General features: G+C 62.9%; 11 protein-coding genes, 1 pseudogene and 2 riboswitches. Of the genes and pseudogenes, 11 read left to right on the top strand and 1 reads right to left on the bottom strand.

All coding sequences use genetic code 11. The features are described from left to right. The first annotated feature begins 95 nt into the window (after nt 1–95). From ACXAG6_RS08025 to ACXAG6_RS07975, 11 genes and pseudogenes are all read left to right on the top strand, one after another. On the top strand, nt 96–1,823 hold the full coding sequence (locus tag ACXAG6_RS08025) for a thiamine pyrophosphate-requiring protein (RefSeq protein ID WP_475336833.1): 1,728 nt from the start codon (nt 96–98) through the stop codon (nt 1,821–1,823). A gap of 38 nt (nt 1,824–1,861) precedes the next feature. Continuing rightward, a complete protein-coding gene (locus ACXAG6_RS08020; protein ID WP_475336831.1) occupies nt 1,862–2,899 on the top strand; it encodes a TRAP transporter substrate-binding protein in 1,038 nt (345 codons plus the stop codon). A 1-nt stretch (nt 2,900) separates the two neighbouring features. Next, the gene (locus ACXAG6_RS08015) at nt 2,901–3,416 is read left to right on the top strand and encodes a TRAP transporter small permease (protein WP_475336828.1); all 516 of its coding nucleotides are present in this window, start codon (nt 2,901–2,903) and stop codon (nt 3,414–3,416) included. 3 nt (nt 3,417–3,419) lie between these two features. Beyond that, complete coding sequence (locus ACXAG6_RS08010) at nt 3,420–4,775, top strand: TRAP transporter large permease (RefSeq protein ID WP_475336826.1); 1,356 nt, start codon at nt 3,420–3,422, stop codon at nt 4,773–4,775. 290 nt (nt 4,776–5,065) lie between these two features. Further along, nucleotides 5,066–5,271, top strand: a riboswitch (cobalamin riboswitch). Between the two features lie 121 nt (nt 5,272–5,392). Next, nucleotides 5,393–5,701, top strand: coding sequence for a hypothetical protein (locus ACXAG6_RS08005; RefSeq protein ID WP_475336824.1), 309 nt, complete (start codon nt 5,393–5,395; stop codon nt 5,699–5,701). Nucleotides 5,702–5,838: 137 nt separating this feature from the next. Then, entirely contained in the window at nt 5,839–6,888 is a 1,050-nt protein-coding gene (locus tag ACXAG6_RS08000) for a homocysteine S-methyltransferase family protein (RefSeq protein ID WP_475336821.1), read from the top strand. A gap of 114 nt (nt 6,889–7,002) precedes the next feature. Next, nucleotides 7,003–7,196: riboswitch (cobalamin riboswitch) on the top strand. Nucleotides 7,197–7,297: 101 nt separating this feature from the next. After that, nucleotides 7,298–7,519 carry a glutaredoxin-like protein NrdH gene (gene nrdH / locus ACXAG6_RS07995; protein ID WP_140015256.1) on the top strand — a complete coding sequence of 74 codons (222 nt, stop codon included), beginning with the start codon at nt 7,298–7,300 and terminating at the stop codon, nt 7,517–7,519. Between the two features lie 3 nt (nt 7,520–7,522). Continuing rightward, nucleotides 7,523–7,978, top strand: coding sequence for a class Ib ribonucleoside-diphosphate reductase assembly flavoprotein NrdI (nrdI, locus tag ACXAG6_RS07990; protein WP_475336819.1), 456 nt, complete (start codon nt 7,523–7,525; stop codon nt 7,976–7,978). Next, a complete protein-coding gene (gene nrdE, locus ACXAG6_RS07985; protein WP_475336816.1) occupies nt 7,933–10,065 on the top strand; it encodes a class 1b ribonucleoside-diphosphate reductase subunit alpha in 2,133 nt (710 codons plus the stop codon). Before nrdI ends, nrdE begins: the two co-directional genes overlap by 46 nt. Before the next feature lie 59 nt (nt 10,066–10,124). Beyond that, the gene (nrdF, locus tag ACXAG6_RS07980; RefSeq protein WP_475336814.1) at nt 10,125–11,102 is read left to right on the top strand and encodes a class 1b ribonucleoside-diphosphate reductase subunit beta; all 978 of its coding nucleotides are present in this window, start codon (nt 10,125–10,127) and stop codon (nt 11,100–11,102) included. Nucleotides 11,103–11,345: 243 nt separating this feature from the next. Beyond that, a pseudogene (locus ACXAG6_RS07975) lies at nt 11,346–11,573 on the top strand (type II secretion system F family protein); the annotation flags it as partial. 55 nt (nt 11,574–11,628) lie between these two features. Here ACXAG6_RS07975 and ACXAG6_RS07970 read toward each other — a convergent pair. Beyond that, a complete protein-coding gene (locus tag ACXAG6_RS07970) occupies nt 11,629–13,071 on the bottom strand; it encodes a P-loop ATPase, Sll1717 family (protein WP_475336812.1) in 1,443 nt (480 codons plus the stop codon). Between the last annotated feature and the right edge of the window lie 139 nt (nt 13,072–13,210).

Genomic DNA, 13,210 nt, shown 5'->3' with positions numbered 1-13,210 from the left:
CCTCAGCGAGCATTGACTCACCTTGCCGCGCTGCCTCACTATCTGCAAACAGAATCTCATATATTGAAATATGAGCCAGGCAGCAGGGCGCACGCATGAAAGATACTCCCACCATCACCGCAGGCGGCGCGATCTTCGGCAAGCTGAAGGCGTTGGGAGTGGACTATGTCTTTGCCAACTCGGGCACCGACTTTCCGCCGATCATCGAAGGGCTGGTGGAGGCCCGCCGCGCCGGGCTCGACCTGCCCACGCCCGTCACCGTGCCGCACGAGCACGCCGCCGTCTCCATGGCCCACGGCTACTGGCAAGTCACCGGCCGCCCCCAGGCGGTGCTGCTGCACACCAACGTCGGCCTCGCCAACGGCGCGACGGCGGCGATCAACGCATGGTGCGACCAGGTGCCGATGATCCTGATGTCGGGCCGCACGCCCGTCACCGAGCACAGCCGCTTCGGCGCGCGCACCGTGCCGATCGGCTGGGGGCAGGAGATGTTCGACCAAGAGGCGCTGATCCGCGAAACCACCAAGTGGCATTACGAGCTGCGCTTCCCCGACCAGATCGCCGAGCTGATGGACCGCGCATGGGCCATCGCCAACTCCACGCCACGCGGCCCGGTCTACCTGAGCCTGCCGCGCGAGGTGCTTTGCGAGCCCTGCCCGCAGGCCGGGCTGGAGGCCCCTTCGCGCATCGCCCCCGTGCTCACCGCCCCCGACAGCGCGGCGCTGGCACAGGCCGCTGAGGCGCTGGCAAAAGCCGAAAACCCCCTCATCATCGCCCAGCGCGGCGCGGGCAGCGACGCAGGCTTCGCCGCGCTCTCCGCCCTCTGTGAGGCCCACGCCCTGCCTCTCTCGCACTACTGGTCGAACCAGCTCGCCATGCCGCTTTCCCACCCCATGCAGGTGGGCGCAGATCCCGGCCCGTGGCTGGCCGAGGCCGATGTGGTGCTGGTGCTCGACGCGCTGGCGCCCTGGTTCCCCGACAAGGTCACGCTGCGCGAGGATGCCACCGTCATCATGGCCGGGCCGGACCCGCTCTTCACCCGCACCCCCGTGCGTGGCTTTCCCGCCGCCATCACCCTCTCCGGCCCGACTGACCGGGTGATCGAAGGGCTGGCGCAGGCGATGGGCGCGCCGCAGCAGCCCGACCGGACCGAGGCTCGCCGCATCCGCATCACCGAGGCCGCCGCCAAGTCCCGAGGCCAGGCCGTGGCTCAGGCCGAAACCGGCGCAGGCAGTCCGATGAGCAAGGAATGGGTCAGCCTCTGCCTTGGCCGCGCCATTCGCCAGCAGGCCGAACAAGGCCGCCGCGCCACAGTCTTCCACGAACTCGGCTGCCCGCTCATACCGCTCGATCTGCAAGAGCCCGACAGCTACTTTCAGGAGCCGCACTCCGGCGGCCTCGGCTGGGGCCTGCCCGCCGCCATCGGCGCGCAGATGGCCCATCCCGACCGGCTCACCTTCGCCACCATGGGCGACGGCAGCTATATGTTCGCCAACCCCACCGCCTGCCACCTGGTGGCCGAGGCCCATGAGGTGCCGGTGATCGTTCTGGTGCTGAACAACGAAGAATGGGGCGCGGTCCGGCACTCGGTCGAGGGGCTCTACCCCGAGGGCGCCGCGCGGGCCTCCAACGAGGTGCCGCTCACCTCGCTCCGTCCCAGCCCCGACTTCACCCGCACCGCCGAGGCCAGCCGCGCCCATACCGAAACCGTCACCGACGGCGCCGACCTGCCCGCCGCGCTGGAGCGCGCCATTGCCGTCGCCACCACCGAGCGGCGGCAGGTGCTGCTCAACATCGCCATCGCACGAACCGCGCCGCACTGAGCGGCGCCCCGCAAGCAGAGACAATCAGGGAGGAACCAATGTCTTTTGTCAGAACGCTCGCCACCTCAGCCGTGGCCCTCGCCCTTGCCACCGGCGGGGCCTTCGCACAGGAAATCCAGCTCAAGCTGCACCACTTCCTCAGCCCAAAGGCCCCCGCGCACACCCAGATGCTCGAGCCCTGGGCCAAGAAGATCGAGGAGGCCTCCGAGGGCCGGGTGAAGATCGAGATCTTCCCGGCGATGACGCTGGGCGGCAAGCCGCCCCAGCTTCCGCGTCAGGCCCGCGACGGCGTGGTCGACCTCGTCTGGATCGTCAACGCCTACGCCGCCGGGGCCTTCCCGCGCACCGAGGTCTTCGAGCTTCCGGGCGTCCACCGGGGCGACAACGCGGCCGTGAACAAAGCCATGCTGGCGATGTATGACGAATTCCTCGCCGAGGACTTCCAGGGCGTTGTGCCGATGTTCCAGCACGTCCACCAGGGCCAGGCCATCCACATGGCCTCCGAAGAGGTCCGCAGCCCCGCCGACCTCGCCGGCAAGAAAATCCGCATCCCCTCGCGCACCGGCTCATGGGTGCTCGAAGCCCTCGGCGCCTCGCCGGTGCAAACCTCCGTGGGCGAGATCCCGGTCGCACTCTCCAAAAAGGTGATCGACGGCGCGCTGATCCCGTGGGAGATCATCCCCCCTCTCAAGATCCACGAGGTCACCGACTACCAGATCGAGGGCCCGGGCGGTAAGCGCTTCGGCACCACCTCCTTCTCCGTGCTGATGAACGAGGACAAGTGGGACAGCCTGCCAGAAGACATTCAGGCGATCTTCCGCGAAGCCTCCGATGAAGCATGGCACGCCGAGGTGGGCGAGGTCTGGGCCAATGCCGATGCCCACGGCATCGAGGTCGCCACCGGCGCGGGCAACACCCACATCCAGCTCACGGATGAGGAATGGGCCGCCTTCGAGGAGCCCATGTCCACCGTCGTCACCCGCTGGATCGAGGAGATGAACGGGCAGGGCATCGACGGGCAGGCGCTTTATGACAAGGCGGTCGAGCTGGTCGGCCAGAACATGCAGACCAACTGAGATGACGGGTGAAACCCCCGGCGCGGGCCGCTTCAGGCCCGCGCGACGCCTGATCGAGGGCTGGGCGCTCTTCGGCGGCCTCGTGCTCTTTGCCGTGGTGGCCGTCAACGCATGGTCGATCCTCGCGGGCTGGCTCGCCAACGCGCCCTTTCCCGGCGACTTCGAGCTGACGGAGATGGGCACCGCCGTCGCCGTCTTCGCCTTTCTGCCCTACTGCCAGCTGGTCGGTGCCAATGTCTCTGCCGACATCTTCACCATGCGCGCCTCACCCTGGCAGATCGCGCTGATGTCGCTGCTCGCCGCGCTAATCGCCTTCGCCTTCAGCGTGCTGCTGATCTGGCGCATGTGGCTCGGGCTGGTCGATTACCGCCGCTACACCGAGTTCACCGGCATCCTTGAAATTCCGATCTGGTGGGCCTTCGTGCCCGTTCTGGCCTCGCTTGCCCTGCTGCTGCTGGCCTCATTCATTACGCTGACAGAGGCCATCACGGCCCTGCAATCCAAGCGGAGCGCCTGACCCGTGGACAGCCTGACCATCGGCCTCACCGGCCTCGGCGTACTCGTTGCGCTCATCGCCATCCGCATCCCCATCGCCTACGCCATGATCCTCGTCGGCGGCGTGGGCACGGCGGTGCTCAATGGCTGGCCGATCGTGCTGAGCCAGCTCAAAGATCTCGCCTACGCGCAATTCTCCAACTACGACCTCTCGGTGGTGCCGCTCTTCGTTCTGATGGGCGCCATCGCCTCGCGCACCGGCCTCTCGGCCGACCTCTTCCGCGCCGCCAACGCATGGCTCGGCTGGATGCGCGGCGGGGTGGCGATGTCGGCCATCGCGGCCTGCGCGGGCTTCGGCTCGGTCTGCGGCTCCTCGCTGGCGACCGCCTCCACCATGGGCCGCGTCGCCCTGCCGGAGCTGAAGAAGTACAATTACTCCGACCGCCTCGCCACCGGCACCATCGCAGCGGGCGGCGTGCTGGGCATCTTGATCCCGCCCTCGGTGGTGCTGATCATCTACGCCATCATCGTCGAGGCCAACGTGGTGACCATGTTCATGGCCGCCCTGTTGCCCGGCCTCATCGCCGTGGCGCTCTTCCTGCTGACGATCCTCGCCTACACCACCCTCGCCCCCGGCTCCGGCCCCTCCGGCCAGCGCGCCTCCCGCGCCGAGCTGGTCTCGGCCACACTGGCGATCTTCCCGGTGCTGGTGGTCTTCGCCGCCGTCATCGGCGGCCTCTACTTCGGCCTCTTCAACCCCACGCCCGCCGCTGCCGTGGGCGTGGTCATGGTCGCGCTCATCGGCCTGCTGCGCGGCAAGCTGACCCTCGTGGAAACCCGCGAAGCCCTGCTCGAAACTGCCCACACCACCGGCATGATCTTCCTGATCCTGCTCGGAGCCGAACTGCTCAAAATCTTCATGGCCCGGGGCGGCGTGCCGCAGATCATGGCCGAGATGATGGCCAACTCCGGCCTCGCGCCAATGACCACCCTCATCCTGCTGTTGGCCGCCCTGATCCTGCTGGGCTGCCTGATGGACAGCCTGTCGATGATCCTCCTCGCCATCCCCTTCTTCTGGCCCGTGCTGGTAGAGATCAACGGCGGCGACTGGGCCACCGCGGCCGAAAGCCCCTTCGGGATGACCACCGAAGACCTCAAGATCTGGTTCGGCATCCTCGCCCTTATCGTGGTCGAACTCGGCCTGATCACGCCCCCCGTGGGCATGAACGTCTTCATCATCTCGGCCCAGGCACAGGACGTGCCGATGCGCGATACCTTCCTCGGCGTGCTCCCCTTCTTCTTCGCCGAACTGCTGCGCGTGGCGCTCCTGCTGGCGGTGCCGGGGCTGGTGTTCCTGTTGCCCACGCTAGTTGGCTCTTGATGGCGTCTGTCGCCCAATCCGAGCTCCTCGATCCCGTACAGCCGACACTGCCACCGCCCGCCTCCCGCTGCCGCGCATCTCGGCGCAGAATCTCTGGATCGCAGGCAAGGGCTGCCCCACGCAGACACCCAAGCGCTCATTTAGCCGATGAGGGGCGTGAGCCGAGCGGTGCCTTCTGCCGGGTTTCACACCCGCTCCCCCTGCGCCAAAGGCGCTCCATAGCCGCCAACAGCGCCCCGGCGCGCCCTTGCCCATAGCTGCAATTCGCGTTGGACACCGCCAGAATTTCCTGCAACAAAACCCGTGATGGTGCCCGGCCAGATTGGTCCGGCTGAAAAGGGAACGTGGTGCGGGCAACTTGCCCAATTCCACGACTGCCCCCGCAACTGTGAGCGGCGAGCGACCCCGATGAACACCACTGTGCCAAAAGGCGCGGGAAGGTTCGGGGAAGCGCAGACCCGCAAGTCAGGAGACCTGCCATCTCGGGTGCGCGTTGCGCGCCTCAGTCACCTAAACCCGGGCGGGGTGCCTTGGGACGGAGAGACACAGATGGCCCACGAACGCCCTGAGACATCGCCGTTACCGCTTTGCCCCCGCCAATTTGCGCGGAGGGCGCGATGCTACTGGAACGAACGATATCCCAACTCGACATAGGCCAGGTGCCAGCGCAGGAAGCGCGCCAGATGGCGCAACTGGGCTACATGCAATGGATCGCCAGCCTGCCCGGCGATGCCAACTATCGGCGTGCGGCGCTTCATGCCCACGTCATGGCTGCGCCCTACATCACCCTGTCACCCGCCGTGGCCGAATTTTGCGCCCTTTTGAAGCAATCGCTCACATCCCCCGCTCCCCTGCCCCTCTCGCTTCCGCCACGCAAGCGGCGCGGCGGGGCTGGTGCCCGGCGCATCGGGCGCATCGCCCTCTGACCTTTGTGAACACGGCCGCGCTCAATCCTGCGGCCTGACCGAGGACCATTGCAGCAGGCTGCGCATTGCACGCAGCCCGCGAGGCTCGGCTTCCAAAAACCATGGTCATGGACGGATCAACGAGAAAGGACGGATCCATGAATGAGAACCAACTGAAAACCCGGCTCGATGCTGGCCCCCTCATCTGCGCCGAGGGCTTCCTCTTCGAGCTGGAGCGGCGCGGCTATCTCACGGCGGGCGAGTTTGTGCCCGAGGTGGCGTTGGAACACCCCGATGCGCTGCGCAACCTGCATGTCGATTTTCAGCGGGCGGGCAGCGATATTGTCGAGGCGTTCACCTACAACGGCCACCGCGAGAAGATGCGGGTGATCGGCAAGGAAGACCTGCTGGAGCCGCTCAACCGCGCCGCGCTAAAGATCGCCCGCGAGGTTGCCGATGCAAAGCCGGGCAACCTGATGGCAGGCAATATCTCGAACACCAACATCTGGTCGCCGGACGACGGGGCGAAGCAGGCCGAGGTGCGGGCGATGTTTGAAGAAATGGTCGGCTGGGCCGTCGATGAAGGGGCCGATATCATCATCGGCGAAACCTTCTACTATGCGGGCGAGGCGCTTTGCGCGCTTGAGGTGGCTCGCGCCTCCGGCCTCCCGGTCGTTCTGACCCTCGCCCCCATGGCGGCCAGCGAGATGATGGACGGCACAGGCATTGTGGAAACCTGTCAGCAGTTGGAACAGGGCGGCGCAGATGTTGTTGGCCTCAACTGCTTTCGCGGGCCGCAAACCATGATGCCGTGGCTGCGCAAGGTGCGTGCGGCGGTGTCCTGCCATGTCGGTGCCCTCCCGATCCCCTATCGCACGCGCGCGGATGAACCGACCTTCTTCAACCTGAGCGACACCGGCGATTGCACCTGCCCGGCGCCCCATGGCCGCACCTTCCCGACCGCGCTCGATCCGATGTTTTGCAATCGTTACGAGATCGGGGCCTTCGCGCGTGACGCCTTCGCGCTGGGCGTCAACTATCTCGGCGTCTGCTGCGGGGCCAACCCGATGCTGATCCGCGAAGTTTCGGAAGCGGTCGGGCGCACCACCGAGGCCAGCCGTTACTCTGAGCGCATGGAAAATCACTTCATGTATGGCACCAACGCCCGGCTCCCCGCCCACATCAAGGCCCTTGGCGAAACCGCCTGATTGGCAAGGCCCGGCGGCCCGATCCGCCGCCGGGCCACGTGGTGCCGCAGGCGCGATGCAGAATTTTCACCCGGCGGCACCGATCTACATGTTGACAGCTCACCGCGATAAGCATCTATATGATGTTGCTTTGGTGCCTGTGATTCACGTCACAGGTGAAAAGGGAAGCCGGTGAAAGACCGGCGCTGCCCCCGCAACTGTAAGCGGCAAGCCGAGGCCCGTAACCACTGATGCATCCACGCATCGGGAAGGGGGCCAAGGCGGTTGAGCCGCAAAGCCAGGAGACCTGCCAAGGCAACACGACGACGAGTGCGGGCGGAGGGCCCGGGCGCGTGAACGGAGCCTGTAAGGGCCATCCGCTTCATGTCCCTGCTCCCCTGCCTAACAAAACAACTATGGGGACAGAGCAATGACAATCACCGTTTATTCCAAGCCTTCCTGCGTGCAATGCAGCGCCACCACCCGTGCGCTCGACGCGCGCGGCCTGCCTTACGAGGTCGTCGACCTGACAGAAGACGCGGGCGCGATGGAGCACGTCACCGGGCTGGGCTATCGCCAAGCCCCCGTTGTGATCGCCGGAGAGGATCACTGGGCAGGCTTTCGCCCCGACATGATCGGTCGGCTGTCCTGAGCCATGGGCGGGCTGGTCTACTATTCGAGCCGGTCGAACAACACGCACCGGCTGATTGAACGCTTGGGCCTGCCCGCCACCCGCCTGCCGCAACGGCCCGAAGACCCGCTCCCCGCGATCGACAGCCCCTTCGTGTTGATCTGCCCGACCTTCGCAGATGGTCAGGGCCGCGGCGCGGTGCCAAAGCCGGTGATCCGGCTACTGAACGACCCAGGCGCACGCCGCCTGCTGCGCGGCGTCATCGCCGGTGGCAACCGCAACTTCGGCGCCAGCTTTGCCCTTGCGGGCAAGATCATCGCCGCCAAATGCAACGTCCCGCTGCTCTACCGCTTCGAGCTGGCCGGAACCCCCGAAGACACCGCCCGCATCCGTGACGGGCTGGCCCGTTTCTGGGCCGAGCAAGAGGTAACACCATGCTTGACGCAAGCGAAACCGCCGATCTGGACTACCACGCGCTGAACGCGTTGCTGAACCTCTACGACGCGCAAGGAAACATCCAGTTCGAGGCCGACCGGATGGCGGCGCGGCAGTATTTTTTGCAGCACGTCAACCAGAACACCGTGTTCTTCCACTCGCTCGATGAGAAGCTGGGTTACCTTGTGGACGAGGGCTATTACGAGCCGGAAGTGCTGGACCAGTATTCGCGCAACTTCCAGCGGGCGATCTGGGATGCGGCTTATGCCAAGAAATTCCGCTTTCCCACCTTCCTCGGCGCCTTCAAGTATTACACCTCCTACACGCTGAAAACGCGGGACGGGCAGCGCTACCTCGAGCGCTACGAGGACCGGGTGGTGATGAACGCCCTCGCATTGGCGCGCGGCGACGAGGCGCTGGCGATGCAGCTGATGGAAGAGATCCTCGAGGGCCGTTTCCAGCCCGCCACGCCCACCTTTCTGAACGCGGGCAAGAAGGCGCGGGGCGAGTTCGTTTCCTGCTTCCTGCTGCGGCTCGAAGACAACATGGAAAGCATCGGGCGCGGCATCAACTCGGCGCTGCAACTCTCCAAACGCGGCGGCGGCGTGGCTCTGATGCTCACCAACATCCGCGAGCACGGCGCCCCGATCAAGGGGATCGAAAACCAGTCCTCCGGCGTGATCCCGGTCATGAAGCTGCTTGAGGATTCCTTCAGCTACGCCAACCAGCTCGGCGCGCGGCAGGGGGCGGGGGCCGTCTATCTCAACGCCCACCACCCCGACATCCTGCGCTTTCTCGACACCAAGCGCGAGAACGCCGACGAGAAGATCCGGATCAAGACGCTGAGCCTTGGCGTGGTCATCCCCGATGTGACCTTCGAATTGGCGAAGAAGAACGAGGATATGTATCTCTTCTCGCCCCATGACGTTGAGCGCGTCTATGGCTGCGCCTTCTCCGAGATTTCCGTCACCGAAGAATATGACGAGATGGTCGACAACCCGAAGATCCGGAAGCGTAAGATCAACGCCCGCGCCTTCTTCCAGACCCTCGCAGAGATCCAGTTTGAAAGCGGTTACCCCTACATCATGTTCGAGGACACGGTGAACAAGGCCAACCCCATCGCGGGCCGCATCGCCATGTCGAACCTCTGTTCCGAGATCCTCCAGGTCAACGAGGCGTCGGCCTTCAATGACGATCTGAGCTATGCGCAGATGGGCACCGATATTTCCTGCAACCTCGGCAGCATGAACATCGCCCGCGCGATGGACGGCGGCGACCTTGGCGCCTCGGTCGGCACCGCGATTAGGGCGCTGAACGCGGTGAGCGAAATGTCGGCCATCGACTCCGTGCCCTCGATCCGCAAGGGCAATGACGAGGGCCATGCCATTGGGCTGGGGCAGATGAACCTGCACGGCTTTCTGGCCCGCGAGCGCATTCACTACGGCTCACCCGAGGGCGTGGAGTTCACCTCCGTCTATTTTGCCGCCGTGCTCTACCACGCGCTCTCCGCCTCCTGCGCGCTGGCCCAGGAAAAGGGCAGCCGGTTCAAGGGCTTCGAGCAGTCGGCCTATGCCGATGGCAGCTTCTTCGAGAAATACACCGCCCGCAGCTGGCGGCCCGAGAGTGCCGAGGTGAAGGCGTTGTTCAAGAAGTTCGGCATCACCCTGCCCACCAAGAAGGACTGGGCCGCGCTGAAGGTCGACGTCATGGAGCACGGGCTCTACAACCGCAACCTACAGGCGGTGCCGCCCACCGGCTCGATTAGCTACATCAACTACGCCACCTCTTCGATCCACCCGATCACCGCGAAGGTGGAGATCCGCAAGGAGGGCAAGATTGGCCGGGTCTATTACCCCGCGCCCTACATGACCGGCGATAACCTCGAGTTCTACCGCGATGCCTACGAGATTGGCCCCGAAGCGGTGATAGATACCTATGCCGCCGCCACCCAACACGTCGATCAGGGCTTGTCGCTGACATTGTTCTTCCCCGCCGAGGCCACCACGCGCGATATCAACCGCGCCCAGATCTACGCATGGAAGAAGGGCATCAAGACAATCTACTACATCCGCCTCCGGCAGGCCGCGCTGGAAGGCACCGAAGTTGAGGGCTGCGTCTCCTGCACGCTGTAACCGCGCCCTCGTAGGGTGGGCAATCTGCCCACCACCCGCTCCGCCAAAGGACCGACGCCATGAAAGACCTGCCCCATTCCCGCCCCGTCCCCCGAGCCGTCAACTGGAACCGCCTGGAAGACGAGCTGGACCTCGACGTCTGGAACCGCCTGACCGTCAATTTCTGGCTGCCCGAAAAGGTGCCGCTCTCCAACGATATCCAAAGCTGGTCTCAGCTTACCGACGACGAGCGGCAGCTGACGATCCGGGTGTTCACCGGGCTCACCCTGCTCGACACCATCCAAAACTCTATCGGCGCCCCAAGCCTGATGGCCGATGCGATCACGCCGCATGAGGAAGCGGTGCTGAGCAACATCGCCTTCATGGAAGCCGTCCACGCCCGCAGCTATTCCTCCGTCTTTTCAACGCTCTGCCAGACCGCCGAGGTTGACGAGGCCTTCCGCTGGTCGGCCGACAACGAGCACCTGCAAGCCAAATCCCGGCTCATCCTTGATGAGTATGACGCCACCGCCTCGCCGCTGCGTCGCAAGGTGGCCAGTGTCTTTCTGGAGAGCTTCCTGTTCTACTCCGGCTTCTATCTGCCGATGCACTGGTCGTCGCGCGCGCGGCTGACCAACACCGCCGACCTGATCCGCCTGATCATCCGCGACGAGGCGATCCACGGCTATTACATCGGCTACAAGTTTCAGCGCGGGTTGGAGCGCCTGACAGAGGCCGAACGCGCCGAGCTGAAGGACTTCGCCTTCTCCCTCCTCTTCGACCTCTACGAGATCGAAGCCCGCTATACCGAACAGCTCTACGACGGGCTGGGGCTAACCGAAGACGTGAAGAACTTCCTGCATTACAACGCCAACAAGGCACTGCAAAACCTCGGTTTCGAGGCGCTCTTCCCCGACGAGGCCTGCAAGGTGAACCCCGCGATCATGGCCGCCCTCTCGCCCAACTCGGATGAGAACCACGATTTCTTTTCCGGCTCCGGATCAAGCTACGTGATCGGCAAGGCCGTCGCCACGGAAGACGAAGACTGGGACTTCTGACACGCCGCCCGCCCCGATACGCCCTGTCGGCGATATGGGCGGGCCAGTTCGTCCACCTCCGGCCTGTGCAAACTCGTCGGCCCCGTGCGCAGGGAAACCCAGTACTCCCATGCCCATGACAAGCCCATCATGTCGTCGGCCTGAGAAGCGTCCGAGCAGGCCGTCGGGCGGCGATTGTGTCGATTGCGTCAAAGATCGGCTGTGCGCCGCAGACACTGAACGAGTGGGGCAAGAAGGTGGAAGTTGATCCAGTCCGCCAGCTTCGGCACCTCGATCGCCGACGCCCTGCGGGTGTTCTCCGAGGAGATGCGCGACAAGCGGGTGATGCGCGCCGAAGAAAAGGCCAACGTGCTGCCGACCAAGCTGACGCTGGGCACCATGATGTTCACCGTGCCCCCCCTGATGATCATCCTCATCGGCCCGTCGGTCTACAAGATCTACGAGACGCTGAGCAACGCGACGTTCTTTTGAGGGGGGGGCAACAGGGTGCCGGCGACCACACTCTTCTTTAGATTGGCGTTCTTCCCTAGGCACGCTCTTCTTTAAGTTTTGCATATTCCTTTAAGCCCTGATGAACTTTGTATCTCGGGGCGCTGGAATCCCAAGGGGCACTCGGATCTAGATACCGAAAAGCCCAGCTACTGCCGCCACCGGAAATCCGCCGCTCGTAGCCAATAACCGAGAAGCGATACAACGTTTCGAGCGCCTTCTCGGCGTCCAATGGGTTGTCCCTGTCCTTCATCTTTCTATAGCTCTTCAAGAAATCTTCTTTCTTAAAAGTTATGGTCTCAGTTTTGCTACAGGCAGCTAGGCCATCGGCCCAAAACGCCCAATGAGGTTGTATCTCGTCGTCGAGCTCATCTCGCAGATAGCTTGAATACTTCTCTCGGCAGTTGTTTATATCGTCGTTAACAAACTTTAGCGGGTTATCTTGACGCCTCAACGCTACACTATGTGCTTCATTTAGGAACTGGATCACATCTCTTGGCCTCATAAATGTGCGCGCTAAGATATGAAGGAACTTTGGCTGGGAACCTCTCATCTTTTGCTCTTCGGCTATCTCGACCCAAGTAGCTTTTTCGCCCAACTTTGCTGCTATTCTTGTTTCTACCAACTTTAGAAGTGAAGCCTCGTCCCAAATCAATTGGATCGACCCGGACCGAGTGGTTTTGTTTTTATCGCTAAAACTGATTTGCTCCCAAATGTCTGTCCTTAGGTAAACAATCGGGCAAATATTTGCCCTCACGGCGTCAGATTTCCCAATCTCCCTAGCGGCCAATATAAGACCAATCAACATACGTGACTTGGTGTCGTCAATTTTGTCTAGACCTTGGTCAAGTTCATCGAAATGTAGGAATAGCTTTTCTATTTTTAGTTCAGCAATAGCATTGGTCGCATCCAGAAGAATGGAGTTTGTCAAGGAGTTCAACTCCAGCCCCAAGACATCCTTTCTTTTATCGCTGCCAAAGCTTATTGACCCTAGGGAGAACCCCGCTATTTGAGGCCCGAGGGAAAGACCAACTATATCAAGCTTTCCTCTCGTCAGTATGGATCGTGTATCTGGATCGATCGTTCCGAAGTTCGTCATTAAAAACTTACGAAGCGCATCCAATGAGTCAGTATAAGTTGCCGAACCAATATCACACACCAAGCTTGCGATTCTGATTGCTATCAAAAGCCTCCAAGAAGCTACGTACGCCTCAGTGTCGGAAGCCCCTTTGTCGATTAACTCTGCATGAGCATTCCATGGATAGTTGCGCAAACTTAGTGGAGAGCCATGCTCCTTCGCCCCTCCTTGTGTAAAGTGCTTAACCAGAGCCGTCTTTCCGCTCCCCTTACGCCCCAGCACAAGAAGCTTCTTTCCTTCCAAAACCTCATCCACAGCCGAAGTTGTGAGAAAATAATCCAATACAGCATCGTCTTCCGCTGCAATGTCACCGAACGACTCAATTGATCTCAAATCTTCCACAGCCGATTATGTCCCTTGATTGTTGTTTGACAATTTTAGGATGTTATTGCACGCATCTCAACCACACTGGTGGATGCAGGCATGGACAACTCAGTGTCGACCAGTCGGTCGTAGGAGGGCCTTTGCCCATCGAATCCGC

The organism is Vannielia sp. ABF1_015 (genome assembly GCF_056160745.1).
The sequence above is the reverse complement of the archived record's forward strand: the minus strand, read 5'-3'. Positions and strand labels throughout refer to the sequence as shown.